The sequence below is a fragment of the Bradyrhizobium sp. 195 genome, from assembly GCF_023101665.1.
GTDB lineage: Bacteria > Pseudomonadota > Alphaproteobacteria > Rhizobiales > Xanthobacteraceae > Bradyrhizobium.
In genome coordinates, this window is record NZ_CP082162.1 from 123,388 (window position 1) to 146,981 (window position 23,594).

The following is a 23,594-nucleotide window of genomic DNA, read 5'->3' on the forward strand; positions in this document are numbered from 1 at the left end:
GAGGAGTCAATCATGCGAAAGACGTCACTCCGTTCTTTGCAATTCGCTCTTGCACTCGTCGCCTTGGGTTTCACCGTGAGTCAGTCGCTGCCGCAGGCTAAAGCTGAGGAAGCCCGCTGGATCACGCTGTTCGATGGCAAAGACCTCGAACAATGGGATCAGGTCGGGAAGTCCAATTGGCATCTGGCGGACGGCACGGTGATTGCCGACAAGATGGAAGACAAGGAGGCCGGTTATCTCGTCAGCAAGAAGCCGTACAAGGACTTCGTGCTGCGCATCGAATTCTGGCCGAGCGATGATGCAAACAGCGGCATTTACTTCCGCTGCCTCGATGCCAAGAAGATCACCGACCGTACCTGCTACGAAGCAAATATCTTTGACCAGCGGCCCGATCCAAGTTACGGCACCGGCGCGATCACACGTTACATCGAGATCAATCCGATGCCGAAAGCCGGCGGCAAATGGAACACATTCGAGATCACGGCGAAGGGGCGCGACATCACGGTCGTGCTCAACGGTCAGAAAACAGCCGAACTGCGGAACGGAATGTTCGATGAAGGCTCGATCGCCCTGCAACACGGCGCGGGAACGATCAAATTCCGTAAAGTAGAGATCAAGCCTTTGTAAGGCGGGTCTGCGCGACGGCACGAGACTGCTGCACCGCGAATTTCGAGTAGGCGAATGTCGCCTGAGGGTCACAAGCGGCGGTCCGGCGCTCGCATACGGCAGGTCCGATCTTCCCTTAATACCAGACCTCCTGCGCCAATGACACCGGTCTGATCCAAGAGCTCGCGCAATAATCGGGGCGCCGCGCACCCCCATCTTGCGCGTCCAAAGCCGCCGCACCGCCGAGCCTCGTGACGGCAGGCACCACCCGTAAATTTCCCAAGTGTCGGCTAGTAGGCTCGCTGGTTAACTAGGGCGGGTTGAGCGCCGCACCATGAAAACGCGGAAGCCAAAACAGTGGGACGAGCAGGAGGTCCGACGATTGGTCAGGCTCGCCCCGTGAAACTAGAGGCGGCTGTGGGTCAGGAGGCCACCATGCCCAAACAGGTCGTGATAGCTCTCTGCTCTTTGGCAGTTGCGTGCCGGGTAGGTTTCAGCATGGTGGCGTTGGTTGCGCAAAATGGCACGAACGCTCACCACGGAAATGTGCAACGTGAGGTGAAATAGTCTGGGAAGCTGGCTTCAAACCGTAGTCTTCCAGCAAACCATCGGCGGCGGCCCTTAGTGCATGGTGCGGCCGATTGTGAAATGGATCATATTGCGAGCCAGAAATGTCGCGATAGGATCATTCCACCGGGGCTGGCCGTATATTTCACTTAGATCTTTTCACCCGGTGTCTTTTGACCATGCGAGATCGCAGCGAGAACATCGCTGCGGCCTTCGTGCAGGCCGGCTGCTTTTAATCACCAACAAGCTTTGTTTCCCTCGCTGCAAGTTCTACGAGTTTTCTGTACCGACAATTTGCGGAATCCAAATTGCCGTGGAGGACATTTATGCCCAAGGAGAATTGCCTGATTGTTCGTGCCGCCGGGAAACGATTGGACCTGTTACGAGGCGAGGCTGCCCGCATCGCCAAGGGAGCTAACGCCGGCTGGTGGACGGACCGAGCGGAGATCGGCACCAGGTTCTGCTTTGAAGATTCTAAGTCAAAAGAGCTGTTCGCACTCACCTGCGACAGCCTCGGCATCACCTGTCAGGACGGCTAATCCATTGAAAAACCCGCCGGCCTGGAAGCCGGAGGTGTTTGGACTGCAGACCAGACCGGACAGACCATGAGCAGTTGCAGCATGAAGGCTCGCCAGCTGCGAACGAAAGGCCGGGAGTTGAGGCGGTGGCCCACAAAGGGAAGCGGGATTGTGTCAGCGACGATCTGGACGCGCCTGAAGGGGCACGACTTTGTCCATGTCGCTGTGACCGGAGCGCCGGCTTTGCAGCTTCACCACCTGCTCGAGTTCGAGAGCCTCTATGGCGAGCTCATCTGCCAAGCGTTCGAAAAGGGCGCGCCTTTGCGAGTCGCTGGTTCGCCTGCTCATAAGGGCCAAATCCGCGGCATCGGCACGGAGTTTGTCCAATTTTTCCCTGAGGTCCGCCATGGTATCGGCCCCGTCCTGGACCCACCTCGTCATGTGGTGACGGGATGCAGGTCAACGGGAACAGGCTATGGGTTCTTCCTTAACCGATTGTTAGGCCGACATTCATTAGGGCCGATATGTCAACGATCGCCCGCCAGCTTTGCCGAGCGGGGGTCTGCGGCTATTTCGCTCAATCCTTCAGTGCGCACGTGGTCACGAGCAGCATGGTCCGGCTGCATCGCCAATCGGATCCCAACATTGGCTCATTGACTCCATGAGGAGTACCGATGGCCATAGTAGTACCAGCGGCCACTAGAACAGCGATGGTCAGCGCGAGCGTTCGATAGGTTGCCAAGTTCCACTTCATTGCGCTTCCCTCCAGTGGAAGCGCCCATGCTACGCGCAGAGATACCTCCCGCTTGTGAACTACTTCACACGGCATTTCTCAACAGTCATCACAGTCGCGTGCAGCAAGCCCCGCCACGTGGACCGGCGGCACTTGAGAGCAGTCCGCTCTCTTACACAACTTGCCGTCGAGACAGCAAAATTGCACTTCACCCGTTTTGGCCAGGGAAGGGGCCCACCTGCTGCGACAAAAACTCTTTCGGTAGTGCTGACTCGACCGTTGTAAACACCGTAGTATTTATTCGCACAGGCGCAGAAAAGCGTGCACAATCAATAGAGTTGACAAGACACCCCTGGTTCCGAACGCGCCGAGGCTTCCAGCGCGCTGCCGACACAGCTCAGGAGGCTGCTGCAGAGGTCGTTTTGCCCGGACTGATTACAGGCGCCGCGCCAAGTCGCGGCAACGGCGCGGCGGTATGGCGTTTCGCGCTCACTGCTGCTGCGATGGCGACGCTCGTTTCGGCCGGAGCCGAAGGATGCCGCCGATCAACCTGGCTTCGTACCGGCGATGGTGGTCGCGGAGTCAGGGCCGACGCCTTGTCCAGTCGCGCCGGCCAGCAGCGGCGGAGCGATCGAGATCGAGTTTGCGACCGGAGCTCGGATGCGGATCACGGGTCCGGTCGACGCGGCGACGCTGAAGGCCGCCGCGGCGGCGCTGGCAGATGGGCGCCTACGGTGATCCCCATTGCGTCGGGCGTGCGGGTGTGGATTGCGACCGGCCACACCGATCACGGCATTTCGTATCGGGAACGGCGAGAGAAAATCGGACGCTGGGTGGGGACGAGAGCTCAAGCCTCGCGGACGAAAATTGGACTGGCAACCAGGAAGTTGGGCGATGCGAGGATCACTTTGGCAACGAATGCCACAGGTCGGGGACGATTTCTAACGCGCTTTAGAGCATCGACAACAGACGCTTCCATCTGTTTCTCGAAATTCTCATACCTCTCTCTCTTTGCCGGGAAAGTCGGATTAATTTCGTCGCTCGTTTCTGCCATGAACTTGATGTCGTAGTAGTCGATCGTGTGGTTCGCGTCCTGTTTCGCCGCACCAATCAAACTCGACGACGAACCTATTAATGCAACGCTTTTCGAGCCGACGATGCCGCCAAAAAACGCGATCTCTGCCGCGTAATCCGCGACGCGGCCGAATGAGAGGTTGGCAGTATCATCGACATACGCTTTCGGGGCGGCAATCGTACCGCACTCCCCTCCCGCGAGAATTTGGTTTCTGATTTCTTCCGCCTTTGCGTAGATCGACTTCTCCCCGGCGTCGCTATCCACCGATGCTTCAAAAAATGGCATCTTCAGTTTTATGGCAGCTTTGATTTTGCTGAAGCGCGTCACTCCAATCTGGCTGTGAAGCATGCCCACCTTAGTTTCGGAAATGTACAGGTAGTATTTCATCGGCAGCCTCATTTGTTTGTCAAAATGCGCCAAGCGGATGCTCATCGAGTTCGGGTCGCGCTAGAAGCGGGCGATACGGCGGACAGCGGGCAGGTCCGTTACGGGCCATGAGCCGAACTTCCGCACCGGCCGTTTAGCTCCCGTTAGTGTTTGGTGATGCAGAGCTGACACGTGTCCAACCGTGTAGGGCGCTATGAAACGCGCAAAACAGACTTTGGCTTTAGTTGGCTCGGTGCTGTCGATGTCTGTCATCGCAAGCGCAACTTACTTTCTGTTTTGGCATAAGAGCCTGACGGCAATTCTTTCCTTTGTGTCTATCGTCCCCGTCTTTCTAATTAACGCCCTCGGCCTTCTGAAATTAGCTCGCGATAGGTGAGCGCACCGCCGTATATCCGCTCTGGGTCACAAGCGTTCTTCGAACGCATGCCTCCTGGAAGCGGACGTTGCAACCGTCGGAGCGAAGCCCGTTGCGGGCCAGAAGACGACTTGGAATGATATCCTCGGAGGTCGGTGAAGAGCGTGGCTGGCTAACCGTTCACTCCCTTCAAGATTGCAGAACCTCAAAAACCACGGCGACCCGTCTTCTTATCTCGTCCTCGATTTCTTTGAGCAACTGGAGGAGGTTGGGGCCGTTCATTTCCTCACGCGCCGCCCGCTTATAGCGCTCCAGGATCGTCAGCTCCGTCGTCGAAGGAGGCCCAGCCCCGTTTTCCATGCGCGTTTACCATTCCAAAGTTCGTGGCCTCTACTCTAGCTCATCGTCCCAAACGTGTTTGCGGCACGACTGGCATTGGAAGTATCGGACGTTTCGATCAGTGTTGGGATCAAACATCTTAAGGACAACGACCAACACCCCCGAACACCGAGGACAAGAAGGTCTGGGCGACGCGGTCCGCGATGTGGCGAGCTCGGTCATCAGGCATGCATAAGCTGAGTCCAGACCTTCCGCATTGTCCTGGGTTAGTAAATCAGGCCTGATCTTTGTCCGGCTCGCGCGGCTTCCCGAGGAATGTTGACGGCAGTGGCTGCCTCAACAGCTCCATGCTGCGTGCGATGAGCTCGCGCGTTCGGGCGATCAGCTCGATGTCACGCCAGGCGAGATGCCGCCGCAAATCAATATGGTCATTGTTGATCGGCTTGGACATCAGCCGCTCCTCTGCCTAGCAGGCGGGAGCGCGGCGCGTCTCTCAGTCACCGACGCCTACGGGCAAGCCTCGGCCGGTGATACACAGACCGTGGGCTTATTTCTCGCGGATAGCCAGCTAATTAAATCGGGCCATGCAAAAAGATCCAGTGTGAAGGCCGGAACATGTCGGGCTGGGTGATGCTCGCTACGTGCGAAAGCGCTGGGTTAATCGGCCCCGGGCGCCAACTGGCGGCCTTGCTCTTTGTCTTCTTGGTAGCCTCTGACCTCTGTCCGTACCGTGTAGCTAGCGAGCAAAGCGCGGCGGCATTCACTGCGGATCATCTCGCCATGCCGAGCGATGGCGTCGCGCTCGTCCCGCAGTTTGCGGGCTTCCTGGATGGCAATATCGGCACGGAAGAGCAAGGCGTCGGGCATTCGTCAAAATGCCCGCGCTTGTTAAAGGTCGCATTTGCATAGGTTAGGAATCCGGCAAGGGGCCTTTGTCCTCCACTTGGCGAGACCGCCAGAGCATTTCGCTTGAGATAGCGATGTGCTCGACGACGGCGGATCGAGCTAAGACGCTCTTGGCTTGAAGCCGTTCAAGCTCGCCAGTGATCATTTTGTGCAGGATGTCCGGTAAGGGAAACTCGGTCATCGGAACCCTCCTTGGTTCCTACAAAACGCTGTTCCCCGCGGCCGGTTCCCCCACCCAAAGTAAGGCCGCAGGCGCTGCGTTGAAACAGAACCTGCGGCCGGTGCCTCGACGTTCCGCACGATCGGCGGGGCACGCCACGTTGCTAGCACAATGGACGGCTAGCATGTACTGGCGGGCCCATTGATCATGCAAGGCTGTTTGGGGAGTTCTCACGCTCTGCCTGTCATCTCACCTGAAACAAATCCATCCCCTTCAGGGGCGCCTCGGCGCGCTGGAACGTTTGGTGCCGCGGCGCGTCCTGAAGGCATCGATCCTGTTGCCTGGATCGACCGATGGACACAGTAGTTGCCTATGCGATCTCGGCCTTTATCGTCGGCTTTGGCATCGGGATCTTCATTGCCGGTCTAAACTCTGGCGCGCCAGCTTTCTGGGCCTGCGTCGCCCTGATACCCGTTGCGATCGGGCTCCTGCGCTTTCGGTCCCAAATAAGAAATCCATCCCCTTCAGGGGCGCTCGGTGCGCCGCCCGGGACTGTACCCACGTGCCTAATCCGAATTGCCTACTGCCCAATGCGCTCCCTCGGCTGATCGACACGGGCAGAGAAACGGCCCCAGCAAAATCACGATGGTGCTGGGGCCGCTGAAGTGCCTGGCGGTAATGGGAAACGCCAAGGTGGTTTGAGCCTAGGAAAAACCGGCAATCCGTTCTGTCCGCTTTTGCACACACCGGTTATAGTTCCCGTTTGGGAACGGACCGACCGCAATGAAAGACATGCAGGCTCAGTTGGAAAAGCTCCGCACGGATGCGGCGGAGTGCGCCCTCATCCGCGATTTGGCCAGCGATGCTAAGAAGCGAGAACTCTTCAGCCGGCTGGCGGATCACCTGAGCGGGCTCGCCGCCGAAGTCGAGCGCGCGATTGCGGAGGGTGTGAAGAGCAAAGGATGACTCGCGGCTGGGGGCGGCCTTTCGAAGATCCTACCTAGGCGGGTTTCCCCAGTTGGTGACGCTGTGATACCTCGGCGAGTGCAGGAAAGGCCCGCCAGTAAGGCGCCAATTCGGCGGCCTTAGTTCATCTTCCGGCGGAGCTTCCGGATGATCTCCCGCAAATCGTTGGCGTACTCTTCAATGATCCGCCGGGCCTCCTCTAGGCGCGACGGCTTGGATTCCTTATTCCTCTGTCTGTTTGTCAGGATCGGGCATGGCCCGATAGTTTTGCCGGGGAGGTAGGAGAAGATTGATCTAGCTCAATCTCGAGCTCACTTTTCTAGCTCTTTCAAGATGCGCTCGCGGTGCTCAATGTGCTGCATCTGAGTCGCGAAGAAGTTGTTTAGGAGCTTCTGAGCCTCGGTCGTGTCGGCTCCGATGCGGGCAATGCGCGCGATCAGCTGTTCCTGCTCTGCAATGCGGCGCTCACCTTCGGCAATATGCCGCTCGGCTAGTTCGAGATGGCGAAGCTCCATTTCTCGGTCCACGGCCAAAAGCTAGAACAAAACAGGCCACCGCAAAAGTTAAATCAGCCGCTGTATTCCCGGAAAGTAGAACAAGGCCCAACTGCAGGAACAAAGGCCGCCTTTGTCAGCTTGAGGCTCGCTGGCTCGGCAACCGAGCTGGCAGAGCCGGTCCCGGCCATACCCCCAAGCCCCCTGGCAGCCGGGGCCGCGCTTCTGCTCAAGGGTCCTCACGTCGTGGACAAAAGAGCGACGGAGGACGACTTGCGGGTTCTTGTAGCCGAAGACGAAGACATGATCCGGGACGTGATCGCGGACATCCTGGAAACGCACGGCCATGAGGTGATGCAGGCCGAGAGCGGTGAGCGCGCCCTCCAGCTCTGCGCCGAGGCGGCTCCCGAGCTGTTATTCACCGACATCAGGCTGGGGGGCTCGCTGTCAGGTTGGGATGTCGCCATTCAATGCCGGGAGGCCAACCCGGGCATCCCGGTCATCTACGCAACCGGCTACAATCAGGCCGTTCCGCGTCCGGTCTCAGGCAGCATCATGCTCCAGAAGCCGTTCAGCCTCGAACGTCTACTCGAGGCGATGAAGTCGCTCACGCGCAAGTAGTGGCTGCACATCCCCGTGCGCCGCCTTGCCAATGCAACGCGGAACGATAACCTACCGCCGCCATTTCCTTCCTTTGAGTAGGAGTAGCGTATGCGTCAGTCCCCTTCGCTCGTCCCGCTGCGCAGCGTCGAAGAATACGGCGCATCGAGCTTTCAGCCGTGTGCTTGACCAGTTTGGCTAGACGACGCTATTTGCACGCACCGTAATACTGCGAAGGAACGAAACTGCCTCCTAGGATGGAGTGTCGGCTGTGCACTGACCTTCCGTCCCCGTGGCTGATCGAGGTCGTCTGTATCACTCCAGTACCCAGCGTCTCTGCGAAAGTGATGGCCTGATCACCATTGAATACAGCAACATCGGACATTCCGGCATTGCCGATGAGGACGGCCTTTTTCGTCAAACTATCTAGGGCAAATTCGAGCCTAAAACTTTCCCGCTGCACTCCTGCCGGCGAGGCCATTACATCGTACTTGCAGACCCAGCGAAGTGTGTCAGCCTTCACCGGCCCGCTTATGAAGGTTGCCGCGGCCGAGAATATTGCCACTGCGATTCTATAGATCATGATCCCCCCCGCATTCCGCATTGTACGTAGTTTGTCTGGGAGCAGGTGAACTTTCGGAAATCTCCGAAGGGTCGATAGTGGAGGCCCGATTGATTTGCCTCATCTTCTGAGGAATGATGCCGGCCTTTTGGAGCCGGTTATGCCTGCGTACCTCGTCCGAACAATCAAGGAGCATGACCTTGTAGGCGTGTTCTTCGCGTCGAATACGCGTGAATTGGCTTACCTCATAGATGAAGTCCTGGACCCCGAGCACTGCGAATATCGCCTGCTGGGTCCGGGGGGAGTGATCTGGGACGGGCCGGCTGTGAAAATCCTCCTGCCGAGAAGCAAGGACGATGATGATGATGACGAGGAAAAAGACAGTGACGTTCCTTGGAAAGATGCTCGGTTTACCGAACTCTGGTACTATGAAGGCTTCTACAAAAGGCTCGCTGGCGAAAGGTAGGTCACTCGCTAGTTGATCTTTACGGCATCGATCCAGAGACGCCCGACCCCGAACCGCCGCCCCCTCCTGCCAAGAAGCGCCCTGCTGCTAAGGTGCTGCCATTTAGACGGCGCCATCAATCCGAATGAATGTTCAACTTGAGACCCAGCCCGCCGCTTGCCGGGCGCCATCCGGCATACCAAAGCACGCGCTTGCCGGAATAGGAAATGAACGGAAGCCGAGCCCAGCCGCACTTGATGATTGACCATTTCCAGCCGCATTGCGGCGGGACTGCATCATATAGCGTCGTCAGCATGATCGGCGCCGGCCCTGTCACCGTGTAATCGTAACCCTCAACGCCAAGCACGAAGCCCATGAAGTTGCCCATGGGATTGCGGCAGAACCAATAGAGGTTGCGGAGCCATTGTGCCTTTACGCCCGGCAAATACGGTTCGCCGTTGTTGATATCTGGCGCGGACCAACTGTCGCCATTGCGCAGAAACCAGAGGAATCCCTTCGGCCAAGGCGTGGCCGTAACGAATGCGGTTTCCGTCGTGCTCACAAAACCCTCATGATCTTGTTAAGCGCAATCGTCGGCTGCATGTTCGTGAACGCCGTACTTGTGCCGCCCTGCGCCGTTCCTGTGAACGTAGAGGTGCCCTGTGATGCGGAGATGCTGGCACCGCCCGAGCTGGGGATACCAAACGCGCCGCCGCCTGTCGTGGTGGATGAGTTTTGGCTGTTGGCATTATGCGAAATGGAAATCGAGCCGTTCGTGATCGTACCGGCCGGCGTGTATGGAGGCAGGTTGGCAGTCACCAACCCGCTGGACTGTCCGCCGCCCGTGGCGCCCAGCCTCGCGCCAGACGGCGCCATGGCGGCCGAGATCGTCCTTCACCAGGTAGACCGTCTCTTCGTCGCCGCCCGGCACGATCGAGGGCGTCCAGCCCCTACCCATGACGCAACTCCGCAACGCGAACATAACCGGGATTCAAGCCTGGTTTCTGGCAATGGTTCCGATTGCCTACCAGAGGCCACAATTTCAACCTTTGAGTTGACGGCCGGTCGCGTGAAATCACGGGACGCTAGCGGCATTGTATTTTCGCGTTTCGGAGGGGAAGCCCGATGCGCCTGGTGTTGCCATATCTCGGAATTGGTCTGTGCGCGGCGCTTGCGGCGTGGATGTCGGTGATGCTGCTTCACTGAGGGGGCAGCAGATCTTCGCTCGGTGCCAGCAGCTTCACGTAGGTTCCACTCTCGTGAAGCATCAGCCAGCCCTGCTCGACCGCATAGCGCAGTCCGGCTCCGAACTCCGCGCCGCTGGCCTTCAGCGTGAACAGGAAGGGCGCGTTGATCTTCTCGATGTGGACGCGGCCGTCGAGCGGCTCGACGCCGGCGGCGAGTTCGACCAGCTTGCGCGCGGCGGCCTCCGGATTGGCGTAGGGACGGGGCTCGGCGTGCTTCATGCACCTATCCCCGGTGGGCGGCCTGGATGTGGGCTTCAATGTGGTCGATGGTGATCGTCTCGCCGCAGAAGCAGCGCGAACGGCCGTCCTGGTTCTGCGTGGGCATGCGGCAGTCCGTGTCCCACATGCGACGTTTCCAGGCTTGGAAGTCGCGGTCTTGGCGCCAGCTCTCGAACTGATCCTCGGTCAAGGTCGGCGCGAGCTTCGACCAGGCGGCCTCGAACTGCTCGCGGGCTTCCTCGAAGGACGAGGCACTACCGGTGAGTTGGCTCCGCATGCCTGGATGGAAGCCGAGAATCCATCCCCACTGATCGGTATGACCAGGCACTCCCGATCGCCGGCCAATCTGCCCGATGCGTACGTCGCCGAAATAGATCTGCCAACCGTTGTGATTGTCCGATCTGCGGGTGAGGGCAATCATGGCTTAATTCTATCGAGCCTGCTGCAGGTGACCCACCAAAATAGACGTTCCAAAAAGCGAATCCACTGTTCATGGACAGGTGGTGGCCCACCGGCCGACGAGTTGATTACCCTATTGAGATGCAGGGGTACGACGGCCCCCCTTGCAGCTGAATCTCAAGAAACCTTCCGGTGATGTCCTTCCGGATCTGTGCCGAGGAATGTCTAGGCAGGCTCAGATTTCCTGCACTGTGAATCACGAGGCCAGCGACAATCCGTTTGAGAAGAACGGTGATGTTCACTCTTCTAGCGTAGCGTCGCTCTTGATCGGAAGAGAGGCCTTTGATTTCTTGGACAAGATCGAGCAGCCCTGCTTTTAGCTCGTCGCCAGCTTGGCCGAGCAATGCTGGGTGAGCCAGAAAAGCAAGAACGGTGATCTCAAAGTCTTTGTATGTCCAGGCGGAGCGGCTACAGGCGCCATCACTCAAGACCTGCTCGCATACGAGGACCTGCACATTCGAAATCCGATGGAAGATGACTTTGCTGCCGCAATAGGCACACAAGCATAGGTCACCGAAAATGTTAGCGAGATCATTTCCCTTGCGCCCACGATGCGCCAGATTCTGTTGGCGTGCCGCCTGCGCAGCATCAAAAGTGGTTTTGTCTATGACTGCAGGGTAATAGCCGGAAATGGGATGGCCGCTCGGGATACCTCTCTTATGACCCCCGGCGAAGGACTTCGGCTGGTACTCACCGTAGGTCGCCCGGTTCCTGAGCATGGAGTCTATGGTGGCGTTGTCCCAGTTAAGCGATTGGGTGAAGGTCGGCACCTTTAGTTCGTCGAGATAATTCGCGATGGCGTAGCTGCCCATCCCGCCGATTGCGAGTTGGAAAATCTTTCGCACGGTTTCGGCCCGGTTCGGCAGGAACACGAAGGACAACCGGTCTTGAGTGAGGCCAAGCCAACTTGGCGCCGCTGAGATCTTTTTGCTGCTCTCTTTAGACATAGTGATCCTGGTCCGAATGGCTGGCTGCGATGTCGAAGCGGACATTCGATTCGTCCCCCAGAGCAAATCGATTCCCGCCTTCAGGTGCACTAGACGTGGATGTTCCCGCGTTGGGGATCCATTCGTCGGCGAGGCACTCACGCCCCTGTGAGCGCCGGAACTTTCATACCTAACAATAGCTTAGGCAAGAATTCCCCTCAAGAAACTGCGTGATTTTTGTGCAACACCTGTCCGAAAACAAGCTTCATAGGCCCGTTTCGGAGCGTTCTCTTGTTGTGTGTGCATGGGGCATCGATCATGGTGACTGCGCGACGGAGGGGGGCATCCCGAGGTCGTCCCGTTTAGGTCATTTCGCTTAAGTCCCTCGCGTTCATGCGGGTGTGTCCGAAGACGCGAAGGGGACCAAAGCGGTGATTTAGAGGGGGTTGGGGAATTGGCCGTCCGGTCAGTGACCTTCCCTGAAGAGCAACTTGGAGGTTTAACATGAAGTTGGTTAAGAGCCTTTTGCTCGGCTCAGCGGCGGGTCTGATCGCCGTGGGCGGAGCGCAGGCAGCCGATCTCCCCGTGAAGGCCAAAGCGGTCGAATACGTGAAGATCTGCTCGCTCTACGGAGCCGGGTTCTACTACATCCCGGGCACCGACACCTGCATCAAGCTGGGTGGTTATCTGCGCGCTGAAGTCGCGCTGAACACCAACTCGGTCTTCAGCGGCCAGCAGACCGGTAACAACGGTGCGCGCAACCGCCTGACGAACTACTACACCATGCGCGCTCGTGAAGATCTCAACATCGACACGCGCACCGCGACCGAGTACGGCGTCGTCCGTACCTTCTTCGACGGCGTGTTCTCCTGGACCACCGGCAACTACTCCGGCACCGGCAGCGCAACCGGCGCGACCGCCTACAGCAGCACGCTGGCGCTCAACACCTCCGGCGCCACCCCGGCGCTCGTTGGTTCGGCGGTCAACGGCACTGACGGCGCGACCTCGGGCGGTTCGCTCGGCGTGTACTACGCCTTCATCCAGTTCGCTGGCTTCACCATGGGTAAGGCCGTGTCGCAGTTCGACGCGCCCTGGACCAACTATCCCGGCAACAACTTCGACAGCCTCGTCGGCGGTTCCGGCACGGTCACTGGTGTCAACCAGTTCACCTACACTGCTGACTTCGGTCAGGGCGTGACGGCGTCGTTCTCGGCTGAAGACGCGACGGCCTACTACCAGGCCGGCAACGTCAACATGACCGGCGCTTCGGTGGCTGGCATCGCTGGCGGTGCGTATGGCTCCAACGCCATCGGCGGCTCGCGTTCGCCGAACCTCGTCGGTATGGTCCGTGTCGACCAGGCCTGGGGTCTGTTCCAGGCGTCGGTCGCTGCTCACGACAACCACGTTGCCTACTACGGCGCCACCGAGCCGACTGGCCACCCCGACGACAAGTGGGGTTGGGCTGTTCAGCTCGCTCTGTCGATCAAGAACATCCCGACTGGTGCGGGTGACGTGATCAACATCCAGGGCGTCTACACCGACGGCGCGTCCCGCTACAACTTCCAGAACCTGGCGGGCGGCAGCTACTCGATGTTCGGCAGCTCGGGCGTTGCCTACCAGAGCGTCGGCTTCGCCTTTGCTCCGGACACCGTGTTCGTGACCGGCTCCTCGCAGGAGACTGTGAAGACCTGGGGCTTCCGTGGTGCGTACACCCACAACTGGGATCCCTACTGGAACACCGCGATCTACGGTGCCTACGCTCAGGCGCAGTTCGGCTCGCTGGCTAAGACCACGATCTGCGGTCCGACCGGTGTTGGTGGTGTGTTCGGCGGTCTCGCCGGTGTGACGGGTTGTAATCCTGACTTTGCCATCGGCCAGGTCGGTATCATCACCCGCTGGACTCCGGTCAAGAACCTCACGTTCTCGGCTGACCTGAACTGGACCCACCTCGACCAGAAGTACTCCGGTACTTTTGCTTACCCGGGTTCGGGCACGACGGCCAAGCCGGCCGCTGTGTACGAGCTGAAGGATCAGGACACCATCACCCTGCTCCTCCGCGCTCAGCGCAACTGGTAAGTTCGGTCTAACGACTGCGCATTGGAGCTCTTGGTGGGAAGCCGCCGAGAGCTCCTCAGAGCCCTCGGCGGGAGACTGCCGAGGGCTCTGGCGTCTTGGCTAGATTCCGAAGATCACAAGATTTCGATTGCCAACAGTCGGGCGGCCAGTCGAACATTCTTGGCGATTGCCAAAAGCGCAGTGTTCAACTCAGCCAGCCTTCCTTCACCAAGCTCGGCGAACATCGTTGAGCTCAGGCTTGCCTTCTTTTTGGATAGCTTAGCGATTGCAGTCATCGCTTGCTCAGTTAATGACATCGGCACGAAGCGGGCATCATCCGAGCGCGTTCGGCGCACAAGAAGGCCTGCCTTTTCCAGGCTCTTGGTTTGATTTGCTACATACGCCGGGTGGACACGTAGCTTGCTGGCAATGTCAATTCCCGCGACTCCAAGTCCTTCATCCAAGTCCGCAATCGCCATCAGCATGAGCCACTGAGGCTCGCTGATACCGAGCAGTCGAGCCCAGACATTGTGAATGTCCTCTAGTTGGGAGTGGATTTCGATAATATTCCAAACGAAATCCGTCATAGCTCTGTCGAGTTTCGTCTCACCCATGAAAGTCCTGCTTCGCTTGCGCCCAATACTCCTACGTAATAATCGCCGCCTGCGATTTGATGGCTGCGGCAATCAATACGGGCTGTAGGGCGGCGGCATAACGAGTGCACGGCCTAGTTTTCCGACTCTGCTTCTCGCGCGAAGCTCAATCTATCGATGCCAGTCCGCAAACAGAAGAGTGCGGCACCCATAATCACCAATGCGCTCCGCAGTCGTCGACCGGGATCCGGGCGCTCGCGCGAGGACGAGTACCCGTAAATTTCCAGGTAAGGTCGCCGTAGTGGGTGGCCTCTTTTCACGGAATCTTAGGAGCCAGTGGCAAGCCTCTGGCTTGGTGCTGTGCTCCGGCCCCATGTCCCCCCCTGCGGGTCGGAGTAAGTCCCAACGGCCCCAGTCACCGCCAAATGGCTGGGGCCGTTTCTTTGGTCCGCCGCCGCGTGAAGCCGCTCTCCGCCAGAGCCCTAACTTTCTTAAAGTGCAAGACCCGCCTCAGTTCTCGTAGTCCCAGACCGCGCGCCGGAACATTCACGAGTGCGCGCGCTTGGGAGACCATGACCAGCTCCATCATCCTCATTCCCGGCATGCTGAAGCCGCTGCGGCTCGCCCGCGTCTACGGGTTTCTGGTCGAGCGCGGAGACGGCATGTATCACCCGGGGGGCAGCCAACCGGCATGTTCGTTAGGATTGGCGCAGAAGATGGTTGAAGGTGGCTGGCTGGTGAAGCAGGGGCAGCGCTATGAGCCCACCGAGCAGGGACTAAGGGCGGCAGAATGATCTGACGGGTGCGGCCCTCGGGATATCACCTGTGTGCTCGCGCGTCTTGGATCCGCAACGTTCTCGGTGAGGTTGAACCTTTTGATAACGGCCAAGACCCATGTCTAGGATCATAATCGCGGCGTTCATTTTACCTTGCCGGAGGTCAAATGAGTTCGCATCAGCAGCATTGCGCCCTGCCAACCCACACTCTCCTAGAACTGCTGGACAGAGACGTAACCAGTCTCAAGCAGCAGCGGCGCCGCCTAGAGAGATTGCGCGACCGGGTGAGGCGAGCACAGGTTCTCGCACCGACTTTGGGCGTCAAAGAGGTGCAAGGAACGTCAGGGCAGCCCGGGCCCAGATAGCCTCTGAGGTTTCGTGATGAGGAATCAAATTGAAGATCTGCAGATGCTACGCCTCATAAAGGCATTCCAGAAGATCAAGGATGAGAGTAACCGTCGCCTCGTGCTTCGCTATGTCGAAGAGCTCTCAGAGAAAGAGGCTCGAACGCACGGGAAAGAGGCGACGAACTGAATCGCTCCGGCGCGAGATCCCCCAATCGCGTGCGTCGATTTCTTTCTCCCATTGGTGGCAGCGCCGGCTTCGGCGGTCGCTTCTAGGATTCTTGTGGCTGCAGCGTACATCGGTGGCGAGGAGAGTTGGAGAGGCCGCCAACGCAAGCACCGCTACCCTTTCAGCTTTCCTCTGATCGTCTTCAGGCAAGCCAGCCTGGACAAGCTCCGAGCTGATGCAACGCAGGCGGTGTAACGCGCGATCTTGCGACGACCCAAATATGCGCGCTGTATGCGAAATTAGCCGATCACTTCACTGCATTGATCAGCGAGGTAGAGGCGGCTAAGAGCCGGTCGAACCCTGATTGTGGGAGCGACGTCGGGTGCGCGGAAATGTAATGGCGCTCGTTTACATCCGGCGCCGGGGCACGGCGGCAAGTTGTTTGAAATGCTTCCACGAGGTTCCCTTCTTGCGCACTTTCCTGCATAGTTCGGCATGGCAAAAGTAAAAGTGAGCTTCAAACCACTCCGTAAGTCTGAGGACGACTGGCTGTCATCGCCGAGTACCCAGGCGCAGAACCCCGAAATCACGGGCTTTACGAGCAAAGCCGATATTGACGATTGGATGAATGGAGAGCGTCGGATCGCCTGGCTCCGATCACAGGGTTACGCGAAGTGACACAATAACTCCTTCCTCGGCTATCGCATGGCTGTGAAGCTTCTACAGGCGCTCTCGGTGAAGATCCGGCTACGACCTCTACTCCGTTTCATTCGCCGGCATTCTCGTTGTTAGTCGAGGCTGTCTCATTCGCGGTGGGACCCGATGGCCGGAAGTGGTCCGTCCCCGAAACTCAACGCTAGCGGCCCGACCTCTCGGTCTAAATGAAGGGGTCATTAGCTCGCTTTTCAAGTTGGCGGTCAGCTTATAAAATAGCAGTCACGGCTGCAGAACAATGCGCGGCCGTGATCAATGGGAGCAAGGATCATCTATGGCCAAACCGAAACGCAACGCCGAGCAGCAGATCGCTGATCAGGCCGACCTAAAGGCGCAAAACCCGAATGGGGCGCGGCAAGCGATTGCGGATAGCCAAGCAGATCCAGAGTTCCAGGAAAACCATAGACGTCTCAGAGCGGAGCGCTTGGCGCGAGATGCCGGGCCCAAAAGCAAGAATTGACCCCTGAGAGAAGCATCAGATCGGATAAGATGACAAAAGAATTTGGTGAATACGAGCCGCCGAAACCAATCAGTAAAGCAGAGCGTGAAGCTCGCAAGGCCTTCCGCCAAGTCGACGCGGAAAAGGCCATGTCCGAGCACGCGCTCGCCGATAAGGCCTTTGCTCAGAATCGAGAGCGGCTGAAGGCAGAGCGGTTGGCACGGGAAGCCGCAGCGGCCCCGGTGCCAAAGAAGCAACCCAAGACGAAGAAGAAGTGAACCCGCACGAGTGGTGTTATGTCGAGTGCGATGGAATTGATTGTAGATGGCTACGCCGGCCCGAAGACTATCAGTCCCTTGAGAACCTGAGATGCACGGCCGGCGCTCGGCGGTGAACCTCAAGGCTAGAACAGGCTTTGACTGCCGGGCATCAATTTTTCAGGTGGAGGAGGACGTCGCGGCTATGGCGAGACTTCAGACGCTTCCGGCGGGATCGGGCATAGCGTCGGCGGAGATTTCCAACCCTTTCGCCATTGCCCATTCCATCAATGCGGGGGAAATATGCGGGATCATTGAGGGTGATCCCTATGGGGCTTTCTATCCGCTTCTACCTGCCGGTGGACTCTATCCAAGGACGATCTGGACGCTATTGCGGACGATATCTGGCGGCGGAAAACAGCCAGCCAGCCCAGGATCGAACGGGCCAGAGGAGCCGCGCCTAAGCCGCCCAAGGTGACGTATGAAGCGAAAGAAGTCATACAGGAGGTTCAAGGGCGGATCACAAGCATCGACAACAAACTGCGGTGGCTCAGCGAACTCGATCTCAAGGGGTTTGCCTTCGAGGCCGACGAAATCTCCAAAGGAGACACGAGTCGCCCAATTTGGCTGGGTGTTGTTCAACTTGCCGATCGCTATCGCGAGATCCAAGCACGCCGGCGTAGCGGTAAAGGCACCTGGTACGCGGTTCTGACCATCATGCGTTGGGACACCGTTCGGCGAGCGGCGGAGACGACCGCGACATTTCACAAGCAGTGCAGCTCAAAGGCACAAGCCGAGGAAACCGCACGAAGCATGCTCGTTGAGCACGCCAAAGACTTCAACGGTGAGACCTCGATTGAAGCCGAGGTCCTGTGCGACCTTGAGTGGGACGAGGAGGGGGAGATGAGGTTGCTGTGAGCGCCGTTTTGACCGGCAGGAATGAATTGGAAACTACGCAACGAATTCGCAATGAAATGGGCGAAAATGGCGTGAACAAAACGTGACGATAGGTGGCGCCACCTTAAGAAACATCAATGACTTAGAAAACATTCACTGCGTTCGGGACGCACGGGTCGCAGGTTTCGCAACTACCGGCCATAGATTTACAATTTGCTTGTAACTAATTGATTTCGTTGGGCCAGATTTCGAGGCCTTTTACAACTAAGTGCCTGAACTAATTCGCTAAGCACGAGACTCTTAATCAGCGGGTCCCAGGTTCGAGCCCTGGTGCGCCCACCATTTAAAGGGCTTAGCGACGAAAACCGTTTGAGCAACTGATTTCTCAAACGGTCTTCTCAGGCCAAATAGTCAACCAGCCCTCGATAGCGCGAGCGGCAGCGTCGCCCACACTCCAGAAATTCGCCCCATGAGTGAGGCCTCGGCCGACTTCAGCCGAATGAGCAGGAATGATGCTGCAAAGGATTCAACACCGCGATGGGAATCGTGGGTTTGACTCCCACTCTCGGCACCGTTGCCACCAGTCCCCACGGAGCTTCGCTTCATAGCCTCAGCTCAACGCGTGACCGGCTAGCCCGTACACCCACGGCTCATTTTCCTTGCGGTTCAGGAATCGCCGGCCCTTAGACATCGTTGTGACGGTATCGGTCATTCCGAGGCGGCTCTGTTGAAGGAAGTCGGCAAACAGACCCGTCTGCTCCCGCGTATCGACGCGGACGAATTGTCCCGCGAGATCCTCGAGATGCACGGCGGTGAGATGGATCGCGTCACAATCATTGCTGGCGACGATCGGGCCGATCACATGACCGCGCCCGAATTCTCGCTTCATGGAAAAACCGACGGCCTCTCCGCCACGGCGCAAGACGGAGATTGACGCACCTTCAGAAAGCAATGCGAGCAGCTTCCGCCGGTTAGTTCCGAACGCGCGCTCATCCAGTGCCGCGATCTCTCCGATGTTCGCCGCAGATAGCGAGCTCAATTCACCGGCCAGAGCCGGCACCGGCGGAGGTGGTGAGACGATCTCTCCTTGCCATAGATATACGGTGGCTTCCTTCGTGAACCCCAGTGATAGATACAGGTGATAGGCGGCATGGGTCGAGTTGAGGGTCAAATTCCGGTCGCCACACCGCTCGAACACCTGCTCCATGAGCCAGCGGCCAGTACCTTGTGCCTGGGTTCGGGGCGATGTGATCACCAGGCCAATCGTCGCGAATTCCTGGCTATAAGGGAACCACATCGCGCTGCCGAAAACGCGGTCTATGCCATCCACGGCGACGATGCCGTGGCCGGCGCGGCGTAGAAAATCCCAGTCCTTGGGGCGATGCGGCCAGCCGACACCGATCGAAAGCGCGTGGAGCAGCTTCACATCAACGTCATTGATGTCCTTGGCCACCAGTTCAAAGGACTTCACGCGTACCGTTCGTCCCATTCAGCTCATCCATTCCTTCGCGGGGCTCAAAAGCCGCGGCCTATCCCCCGCCGGCCTTCTGCTGCGTGCCGCGCAAGCCCTCTTTTGCAGCAGCATAGCGCGGAAGGCCAGCAGGTTTCGCCTGTTTGGCAGGCGGTAATCGGAATGTTTCGCCGCCAGTGCAACTCGATTCAGCAGGGAAAGCTACTGGTCGCGGCCTATCGATATCCGACAACAGCAGGCAGGGTGAGCCCCAGTGAACGTGAAGGCTTCGCGCGAGGGCTCGCCGCCTTTCCAGCCCTCGGTGGCCGGCCAGGCCGGTCTCAACGCGCCGCATCCCGGGCGAGGACCTGAGAGGACCACGTCGATGGCGTTCCTTTTCAATTCCGATGCTGCTCGGGCGGCTATATTCCGGCAGGCCTTTGCGCGCGAGCTCCCTGATCTTGAATTCTATCATTCCGGTGAACGCGTTGATCCGGAAAAGATACGTTACCTGCTGACCTGGAACGTACCCAATGATGTCGCGCGGTTTCGAAACCTGGAAGTGGTCTTTTCCATCGGTGCGGGGGTCGATCAATTCAAGCCGGAGGCTATACCTGGCCATGTCAAGATCGTGCGCATGGTCGAGGATGGCATCCTACGGATGATGCAGGAATACGTTGCGCTTGGGGTACTGACACTCCATCGCGAGATGCTTGCCTATCGGGAGCAGCAGGGAAGAGGCCAATGGCAGGCTCTTGCAACGCCCCAGGCGGCCGATCGGCGCGTCGGCTTTCTGGGCCTGGGCATGTTGGCACAAGCTGCGATTGACCGTCTGAAGCCGTTTGGATTCCCGCTTGCCGCGTGGAGCCGCAGCAACAAGACGATCGAGGGCGTCACCTGCTTCCACGGCGGTGGTCAGCTCGGCGACTTCCTGAAAGGAACGGACATTCTCGTCTGTCTTCTGCCTCTGACGGAGCAAACAAGCGGCATCCTGAACGCACAGCTGTTCTCTCTCCTACCGGCGGGAGCAAGGCTGCTGCATGTCGGCCGCGGTCCGCAGCTTGACCAGGACGCACTCATCGAAGCGCTCGACAACGGACATCTCGCCGCAGCGATGCTCGACGTGACCGATCCCGAGCCGCTGCCGGAAGCCCATGCGCTCTGGTCGCATCCGAAGGTGATCATCACGCCGCACATCGCGTCGGTGACGCAACCGCATACGGCCGCGCAATCCGTCATAGAGAACATCCGGCGCCACCGCGCCGGACGAAATCCGATCGGCCTCGTCGATCGAACACTCGGCTACTAACAGGAAAGATGCCATGTCACTTCTGATTGCTATCGACACGAATCCGAACTTCGCACCGAAGAACGCCGTGCCGGCGCCGGAACGGCTCATTTCGGGCAATCCGTCCTTCAAGACCTGGGCGCAGGACGCCTCGAAGGTCGAGAAGGTGCTGACTGGCGTTTGGGAGGCAACACCCGGCGAGACCCATTCCATCAAGGGCACCACCTTCGAGTTCTGCCATATCCTCTCAGGTCTCATCGAAATCGAGGAAAAGGGTGGCGAGACCAGGCGGTTTCGGGCCGGCGACAGCTTTGTCATGAAGCCAGGCTTTGTCGGCGTCTGGCGCACGATCGAGACCGTGCGAAAGATCTACGTCTGCCATTATGACTGAGACGATGCCCGAGGGCTGAGCCGCGGTTGGAAGATTCGACTTACGAGGCGGCATCTGACGAGATTCAGAGCCGCCAGGCACTTCATTCTCAATGAAAAATGCGGCGTGCGGGCGTGTATTGCTCGCACGAGCCGGCTTCGCCGCGCCACTCGCAAATCAGGCAGTGACGGCAGGGTCGAGCCCGAGGCAAGGAGGACAGCCATGATTGCATTGAAGGACAAGGATCTGTTTCGGCAGCAAGCACCGATCGGCGGCAACTGGCGGGACGCGAGCACGAAAGCCGTTGTTGATGTCATCGATCCTGCGAGCCAGAGAGTGCTTGGTACCATCCCCGACATGGGCCGAGACGAGACCAGGGCAGCAATCGAGACGGCGGCCGCTGCATTCAAGCACTGGAAGGCAAAGGCTCATGCCGAGCGTGCCGCGCTGCTGGAGCGCTGGTATGACCTCATGCAGCGCCACGAGGAGGACTTGGCGCTTCTGCTGACGCTGGAACAGGGCAAGCCACTTGCCGAATCGCTCGGCGAAATCCGCTACGGGGCCTCCTTCGTCAAATGGTTCGCAGAGGAGGCCCGGCGGATCAACGGATCGACGATCCCGTCACCCACCGTCGACCGCCGTATCCTGGTGCTGAAAGAGCCGGTGGGCGTCTGCGGGATCATCACGCCCTGGAATTTCCCGAACGCGATGATTACCCGCAAAGTGGCGCCTGCGCTGGCCGCGGGCTGCACCGTGGTCATCAAGCCCTCCGAATTTACACCATTCTCGGCCCTTGCCATCGCTGTTTTGGCTGAGCGGGCGGGGATACCGGCGGGCGTGATCAACGTCGTGACGGGCATGCCGGCGGACATTGGCAAGGAGCTGATGGCCAACGAAACCGTCCGCAAGATCTCGTTCACCGGATCGACCCGCGTCGGCGCCTTGTTGATGAAAGGTGCTGCCGACAACATCAAGCGGCTCAGCCTCGAGCTCGGCGGCAACGCGCCGTTCATCGTCTTCGACGATGCCGATATCGACCGGGCCGTCGAGGGCGCGATTGCGTCGAAATTCCGCAATGGCGGGCAGACGTGCGTCTGCTGCAATCGCATCCTCGTTCAGTCCGGCATTTACGACGCCTTCGCCCAGAAGCTTGCCAGCCGGGTGGCGAAAATGAAGGTCGGTCCCGGCACGGAAGACGGCGTTGCGATCGGGCCGATGATCAATGCAGCGGCGATCGAGAAGATCAAGCGGCACGTCGTGGACGCCCTGGACAAGGGCGCAAAGATCATCTCGGAGAGTGAAACGGTGGCGGAAGGTCGGCAATATGCCCGCCCTCTGGTGCTCGGCGGCGCCACGACTGAGATGCTCCTGGCTTCGGAAGAGACCTTCGGGCCGGTCGCGCCGCTCTTCCGCTTCGAGACCGAGGACGAGGCGATTGCGATCGCCAATGGCACACCCTTCGGCCTTGCCGCATATTTCTACACCGAGAGCCTCAAGCGTTCCTGGCGTGTTGCCGAAGCGCTGGAGTTCGGCATGGTCGGCCTGAACACCGGCCTGATCTCGACGGAGGTCGCGCCTTTCGGCGGCGTCAAGCAGTCCGGCATCGGACGCGAGGGATCGCAGCTCGGGATCGAAGAATATCTCGAGACGAAGGCGCTCCATGTGGGCGGGCTGGACTGACTGGCCCATCGGATCGGCGGCGGAAGCAAAAAAGGGGGCGGCTGAACCGCCCCCTTTTCCTTGACCAGCGCAGATCTCTCTTACTGAAGTGCCGCGAGATATCCCGAAAGGATTGCGCTCAGGCGCTCTTGCGAAGAGGCTCCAGGCCGACTGCGGCAGCCAAGCCGCCGATGCCGGAGACCTCGGTGTATTCATAGAAGGGGTTCGCTGGCTCGTGACCGCGGTTCACCCATACCTTGCTCTTGATACCCAGATCGTAGGCGGTCATCAGATCGTAGCGGAACGAGGAGGAGACGTGGGTGATATCTTCCGGGCCGCAGCCCAGCTTGTCGAACATGTACTCGAAGCCTTTCATGTGCGGCTTGTAGGCGCCAGTCTCCTCGGCCGTGATGACCGTGTGGAAGGGAGCACCGAGCTTCTCCACGTTGGACATGATGAGGTTCTTCATCGAGTTCGACAGGATGACCAGCGGGATCTCCTTGGCAACCTTGGCCAGGCCAGCCGGGACGTCGGCATGTGGACCCCACGTGTGGATCTCATCATTGATGCGCTGGGCGTGCTCCGGCTTAAAGACGACACCATTGCGCTTGCAGGCGCGCTCCAGCGCGTTGTGCACGACCTCGAAGTACGGTTTCCAGGCGCCGAGAACCTCGTCCAGGCGATAGGCTGCAAAGTCCTTGATGAACTTTGCCATCGCCACGGCAGAAAGCTCCGAGCCATAGACACGGGTCGCAGCGCCGGCCATGTCGAAATTGGTCAGCGTTCCGTAGCAGTCGAAGGTGATGTATTTCGGTCTGAATGTCGCCATAGCTCCAATCCTTGCGATCTCGCACCGCTTGCCGGTACGACACACAGCCTAGCGAGCACCGGCGAGATAAAGCGCCGATGTCGCGGTGGTCGGGAGCAGATTGTGTCGTATCGTGTCGGAGCCGTGGCAGAGAGTTGCGCGACGACGGCTCTCCTCGTTTAGCCTCAATGCCGTCGCCGAACCATGCCGG

28 protein-coding genes and 1 pseudogene are annotated in these 23,594 nt (G+C 58.9%); 14 read left to right on the plus strand and 15 right to left on the minus strand.

Annotation, left to right across the window (positions count from 1 at the left end):
- Positions 1-12: 12 nt before the first annotated feature.
- Positions 13-627 carry a 3-keto-disaccharide hydrolase gene (locus IVB26_RS39285; RefSeq protein ID WP_247973757.1) on the plus strand — a complete coding sequence of 205 codons (615 nt, stop codon included), beginning with the start codon at positions 13-15 and terminating at the stop codon, positions 625-627.
- Positions 628-1,499: 872 nt separating this feature from the next.
- Positions 1,500-1,712 carry a hypothetical protein gene (locus IVB26_RS39290; RefSeq protein WP_018319114.1) on the plus strand — a complete coding sequence of 71 codons (213 nt, stop codon included), beginning with the start codon at positions 1,500-1,502 and terminating at the stop codon, positions 1,710-1,712.
- 153 nt (positions 1,713-1,865) lie between these two features.
- On the opposite strand, the gene IVB26_RS39295 is transcribed toward IVB26_RS39290, so the two are convergent.
- Positions 1,866-2,099, minus strand: a complete 234-nt coding sequence (locus IVB26_RS39295) for a hypothetical protein (RefSeq protein ID WP_247973758.1) — start codon at positions 2,097-2,099, stop codon at positions 1,866-1,868.
- A gap of 775 nt (positions 2,100-2,874) precedes the next feature.
- On the opposite strand from IVB26_RS39295, the pseudogene IVB26_RS43595 reads away from it, so the two are divergent.
- Positions 2,875-3,162: pseudogene (locus IVB26_RS43595) on the plus strand (IS66-like element accessory protein TnpA); the annotation flags it as partial.
- A 109-nt stretch (positions 3,163-3,271) separates the two neighbouring features.
- Here IVB26_RS43595 and IVB26_RS39300 read toward each other — a convergent pair.
- The 5 genes from IVB26_RS39300 to IVB26_RS39320 form a co-directional block, all read right to left on the minus strand.
- On the minus strand, positions 3,272-3,886 hold the full coding sequence (locus IVB26_RS39300) for a DUF7019 family protein (RefSeq protein ID WP_247973759.1): 615 nt from the start codon (positions 3,884-3,886) through the stop codon (positions 3,272-3,274).
- 544 nt (positions 3,887-4,430) lie between these two features.
- Positions 4,431-4,601 carry a hypothetical protein gene (locus tag IVB26_RS39305; protein WP_247973760.1) on the minus strand — a complete coding sequence of 57 codons (171 nt, stop codon included), beginning with the start codon at positions 4,599-4,601 and terminating at the stop codon, positions 4,431-4,433.
- Positions 4,602-4,854: 253 nt separating this feature from the next.
- Positions 4,855-5,031, minus strand: a complete 177-nt coding sequence (locus IVB26_RS39310; protein ID WP_247973761.1) for a hypothetical protein — start codon at positions 5,029-5,031, stop codon at positions 4,855-4,857.
- A gap of 206 nt (positions 5,032-5,237) precedes the next feature.
- Entirely contained in the window at positions 5,238-5,447 is a 210-nt protein-coding gene (locus IVB26_RS39315; RefSeq protein WP_247973762.1) for a hypothetical protein, read from the minus strand.
- Between the two features lie 43 nt (positions 5,448-5,490).
- Positions 5,491-5,667, minus strand: coding sequence for a hypothetical protein (locus tag IVB26_RS39320; RefSeq protein WP_247973763.1), 177 nt, complete (start codon positions 5,665-5,667; stop codon positions 5,491-5,493).
- 762 nt (positions 5,668-6,429) lie between these two features.
- On the opposite strand from IVB26_RS39320, the gene IVB26_RS39325 reads away from it, so the two are divergent.
- On the plus strand, positions 6,430-6,612 hold the full coding sequence (locus IVB26_RS39325; RefSeq protein ID WP_246917581.1) for a hypothetical protein: 183 nt from the start codon (positions 6,430-6,432) through the stop codon (positions 6,610-6,612).
- A gap of 311 nt (positions 6,613-6,923) precedes the next feature.
- Here the strand turns inward: IVB26_RS39325 and IVB26_RS39330 are convergent, their stop codons facing one another.
- Positions 6,924-7,127 carry a hypothetical protein gene (locus tag IVB26_RS39330; RefSeq protein ID WP_247973764.1) on the minus strand — a complete coding sequence of 68 codons (204 nt, stop codon included), beginning with the start codon at positions 7,125-7,127 and terminating at the stop codon, positions 6,924-6,926.
- A 252-nt stretch (positions 7,128-7,379) separates the two neighbouring features.
- Here IVB26_RS39330 and IVB26_RS39335 point away from each other — a divergent pair, with 252 nt between their 5' ends.
- Together IVB26_RS39335 and IVB26_RS39340 are read left to right on the plus strand one after the other, a co-directional pair.
- The gene (locus tag IVB26_RS39335) at positions 7,380-7,727 is read left to right on the plus strand and encodes a response regulator (protein WP_247973765.1); all 348 of its coding nucleotides are present in this window, start codon (positions 7,380-7,382) and stop codon (positions 7,725-7,727) included.
- A 701-nt stretch (positions 7,728-8,428) separates the two neighbouring features.
- Positions 8,429-8,734 carry a hypothetical protein gene (locus IVB26_RS39340; RefSeq protein ID WP_247973766.1) on the plus strand — a complete coding sequence of 102 codons (306 nt, stop codon included), beginning with the start codon at positions 8,429-8,431 and terminating at the stop codon, positions 8,732-8,734.
- A gap of 115 nt (positions 8,735-8,849) precedes the next feature.
- Here IVB26_RS39340 and IVB26_RS39345 read toward each other — a convergent pair whose 3' ends face one another.
- The 5 genes from IVB26_RS39345 to IVB26_RS39365 all read right to left on the minus strand — a co-directional run bounded on the left by IVB26_RS39345 (position 8,850) and on the right by IVB26_RS39365 (position 11,585).
- On the minus strand, positions 8,850-9,275 hold the full coding sequence (locus IVB26_RS39345) for a hypothetical protein (RefSeq protein WP_247973767.1): 426 nt from the start codon (positions 9,273-9,275) through the stop codon (positions 8,850-8,852).
- 186 nt (positions 9,276-9,461) lie between these two features.
- Positions 9,462-9,671 carry a hypothetical protein gene (locus IVB26_RS39350; RefSeq protein WP_247973768.1) on the minus strand — a complete coding sequence of 70 codons (210 nt, stop codon included), beginning with the start codon at positions 9,669-9,671 and terminating at the stop codon, positions 9,462-9,464.
- Positions 9,672-9,912: 241 nt separating this feature from the next.
- A complete protein-coding gene (locus IVB26_RS39355; RefSeq protein ID WP_247973769.1) occupies positions 9,913-10,179 on the minus strand; it encodes a hypothetical protein in 267 nt (88 codons plus the stop codon).
- 4 nt (positions 10,180-10,183) lie between these two features.
- Positions 10,184-10,600 carry a hypothetical protein gene (locus tag IVB26_RS39360; protein WP_247973770.1) on the minus strand — a complete coding sequence of 139 codons (417 nt, stop codon included), beginning with the start codon at positions 10,598-10,600 and terminating at the stop codon, positions 10,184-10,186.
- A gap of 106 nt (positions 10,601-10,706) precedes the next feature.
- On the minus strand, positions 10,707-11,585 hold the full coding sequence (locus IVB26_RS39365) for a recombinase family protein (RefSeq protein WP_247973771.1): 879 nt from the start codon (positions 11,583-11,585) through the stop codon (positions 10,707-10,709).
- A gap of 483 nt (positions 11,586-12,068) precedes the next feature.
- Between IVB26_RS39365 and IVB26_RS39370 the strand changes: the two genes are divergently transcribed.
- Positions 12,069-13,640 carry a porin gene (locus IVB26_RS39370; RefSeq protein WP_247973772.1) on the plus strand — a complete coding sequence of 524 codons (1,572 nt, stop codon included), beginning with the start codon at positions 12,069-12,071 and terminating at the stop codon, positions 13,638-13,640.
- A gap of 113 nt (positions 13,641-13,753) precedes the next feature.
- Here the strand turns inward: IVB26_RS39370 and IVB26_RS39375 are convergent, their stop codons facing one another.
- Complete coding sequence (locus tag IVB26_RS39375; RefSeq protein WP_247973773.1) at positions 13,754-14,233, minus strand: MarR family winged helix-turn-helix transcriptional regulator; 480 nt, start codon at positions 14,231-14,233, stop codon at positions 13,754-13,756.
- 551 nt (positions 14,234-14,784) lie between these two features.
- On the opposite strand from IVB26_RS39375, the gene IVB26_RS39380 reads away from it, so the two are divergent.
- From IVB26_RS39380 to IVB26_RS39395, 4 genes are all read left to right on the plus strand, one after another.
- Entirely contained in the window at positions 14,785-15,006 is a 222-nt protein-coding gene (locus tag IVB26_RS39380; protein WP_247973774.1) for a hypothetical protein, read from the plus strand.
- 1,483 nt (positions 15,007-16,489) lie between these two features.
- Positions 16,490-16,675, plus strand: a complete 186-nt coding sequence (locus IVB26_RS39385) for a hypothetical protein (protein WP_247973775.1) — start codon at positions 16,490-16,492, stop codon at positions 16,673-16,675.
- Between the two features lie 29 nt (positions 16,676-16,704).
- A complete protein-coding gene (locus IVB26_RS39390) occupies positions 16,705-16,932 on the plus strand; it encodes a hypothetical protein (RefSeq protein ID WP_247973776.1) in 228 nt (75 codons plus the stop codon).
- A 453-nt stretch (positions 16,933-17,385) separates the two neighbouring features.
- The gene (locus tag IVB26_RS39395; RefSeq protein WP_247973777.1) at positions 17,386-17,829 is read left to right on the plus strand and encodes a hypothetical protein; all 444 of its coding nucleotides are present in this window, start codon (positions 17,386-17,388) and stop codon (positions 17,827-17,829) included.
- A 589-nt stretch (positions 17,830-18,418) separates the two neighbouring features.
- Here the strand turns inward: IVB26_RS39395 and IVB26_RS39400 are convergent.
- A complete protein-coding gene (locus IVB26_RS39400; protein WP_247973778.1) occupies positions 18,419-19,297 on the minus strand; it encodes a GNAT family N-acetyltransferase in 879 nt (292 codons plus the stop codon).
- A 346-nt stretch (positions 19,298-19,643) separates the two neighbouring features.
- On the opposite strand from IVB26_RS39400, the gene IVB26_RS39405 reads away from it, so the two are divergent.
- The 3 genes from IVB26_RS39405 to IVB26_RS39415 all read left to right on the plus strand — a co-directional run bounded on the left by IVB26_RS39405 (position 19,644) and on the right by IVB26_RS39415 (position 22,596).
- Positions 19,644-20,567: a 2-hydroxyacid dehydrogenase gene (locus IVB26_RS39405; protein WP_247973907.1), complete on the plus strand. Its 924-nt coding sequence runs from the start codon at positions 19,644-19,646 to the stop codon at positions 20,565-20,567.
- 13 nt (positions 20,568-20,580) lie between these two features.
- Positions 20,581-20,937 carry a cupin domain-containing protein gene (locus tag IVB26_RS39410; protein ID WP_247973779.1) on the plus strand — a complete coding sequence of 119 codons (357 nt, stop codon included), beginning with the start codon at positions 20,581-20,583 and terminating at the stop codon, positions 20,935-20,937.
- 201 nt (positions 20,938-21,138) lie between these two features.
- On the plus strand, positions 21,139-22,596 hold the full coding sequence (locus IVB26_RS39415) for an NAD-dependent succinate-semialdehyde dehydrogenase (protein WP_247973780.1): 1,458 nt from the start codon (positions 21,139-21,141) through the stop codon (positions 22,594-22,596).
- 118 nt (positions 22,597-22,714) lie between these two features.
- Here IVB26_RS39415 and IVB26_RS39420 read toward each other — a convergent pair whose 3' ends face one another.
- The gene (locus tag IVB26_RS39420; RefSeq protein WP_247973781.1) at positions 22,715-23,404 is read right to left on the minus strand and encodes a haloacid dehalogenase type II; all 690 of its coding nucleotides are present in this window, start codon (positions 23,402-23,404) and stop codon (positions 22,715-22,717) included.
- Between the last annotated feature and the right edge of the window lie 190 nt (positions 23,405-23,594).

Coding starts and splice junctions, on each gene's coding strand:
- IVB26_RS39285 (WP_247973757.1), top strand. CDS start 13: ATGCGAAAGACGTCACTCCGTTCTTTGCAATTCGCTCTTGCACTCGTC.
- IVB26_RS39290 (WP_018319114.1), top strand. CDS start 1,500: ATGCCCAAGGAGAATTGCCTGATTGTTCGTGCCGCCGGGAAACGATTG.
- IVB26_RS39295 (WP_247973758.1), bottom strand. CDS start 2,099: ATGGCGGACCTCAGGGAAAAATTGGACAAACTCCGTGCCGATGCCGCG.
- IVB26_RS39300 (WP_247973759.1), bottom strand. CDS start 3,886: ATGAAATACTACCTGTACATTTCCGAAACTAAGGTGGGCATGCTTCAC.
- IVB26_RS39305 (WP_247973760.1), bottom strand. CDS start 4,601: ATGGAAAACGGGGCTGGGCCTCCTTCGACGACGGAGCTGACGATCCTG.
- IVB26_RS39310 (WP_247973761.1), bottom strand. CDS start 5,031: ATGTCCAAGCCGATCAACAATGACCATATTGATTTGCGGCGGCATCTC.
- IVB26_RS39315 (WP_247973762.1), bottom strand. CDS start 5,447: ATGCCCGACGCCTTGCTCTTCCGTGCCGATATTGCCATCCAGGAAGCC.
- IVB26_RS39320 (WP_247973763.1), bottom strand. CDS start 5,667: ATGACCGAGTTTCCCTTACCGGACATCCTGCACAAAATGATCACTGGC.
- IVB26_RS39325 (WP_246917581.1), top strand. CDS start 6,430: ATGAAAGACATGCAGGCTCAGTTGGAAAAGCTCCGCACGGATGCGGCG.
- IVB26_RS39330 (WP_247973764.1), bottom strand. CDS start 7,127: ATGGAGCTTCGCCATCTCGAACTAGCCGAGCGGCATATTGCCGAAGGT.
- IVB26_RS39340 (WP_247973766.1), top strand. CDS start 8,429: ATGCCTGCGTACCTCGTCCGAACAATCAAGGAGCATGACCTTGTAGGC.
- IVB26_RS39350 (WP_247973768.1), bottom strand. CDS start 9,671: ATGGGTAGGGGCTGGACGCCCTCGATCGTGCCGGGCGGCGACGAAGAG.
- IVB26_RS39355 (WP_247973769.1), bottom strand. CDS start 10,179: ATGAAGCACGCCGAGCCCCGTCCCTACGCCAATCCGGAGGCCGCCGCG.
- IVB26_RS39360 (WP_247973770.1), bottom strand. CDS start 10,600: ATGATTGCCCTCACCCGCAGATCGGACAATCACAACGGTTGGCAGATC.
- IVB26_RS39365 (WP_247973771.1), bottom strand. CDS start 11,585: ATGTCTAAAGAGAGCAGCAAAAAGATCTCAGCGGCGCCAAGTTGGCTT.
- IVB26_RS39370 (WP_247973772.1), top strand. CDS start 12,069: ATGAAGTTGGTTAAGAGCCTTTTGCTCGGCTCAGCGGCGGGTCTGATC.
- IVB26_RS39375 (WP_247973773.1), bottom strand. CDS start 14,233: ATGGGTGAGACGAAACTCGACAGAGCTATGACGGATTTCGTTTGGAAT.
- IVB26_RS39380 (WP_247973774.1), top strand. CDS start 14,785: ATGACCAGCTCCATCATCCTCATTCCCGGCATGCTGAAGCCGCTGCGG.
- IVB26_RS39385 (WP_247973775.1), top strand. CDS start 16,490: ATGGCCAAACCGAAACGCAACGCCGAGCAGCAGATCGCTGATCAGGCC.
- IVB26_RS39390 (WP_247973776.1), top strand. CDS start 16,705: ATGACAAAAGAATTTGGTGAATACGAGCCGCCGAAACCAATCAGTAAA.
- IVB26_RS39400 (WP_247973778.1), bottom strand. CDS start 19,297: ATGGGACGAACGGTACGCGTGAAGTCCTTTGAACTGGTGGCCAAGGAC.
- IVB26_RS39405 (WP_247973907.1), top strand. CDS start 19,644: ATGGCGTTCCTTTTCAATTCCGATGCTGCTCGGGCGGCTATATTCCGG.
- IVB26_RS39410 (WP_247973779.1), top strand. CDS start 20,581: ATGTCACTTCTGATTGCTATCGACACGAATCCGAACTTCGCACCGAAG.
- IVB26_RS39415 (WP_247973780.1), top strand. CDS start 21,139: ATGATTGCATTGAAGGACAAGGATCTGTTTCGGCAGCAAGCACCGATC.
- IVB26_RS39420 (WP_247973781.1), bottom strand. CDS start 23,404: ATGGCGACATTCAGACCGAAATACATCACCTTCGACTGCTACGGAACG.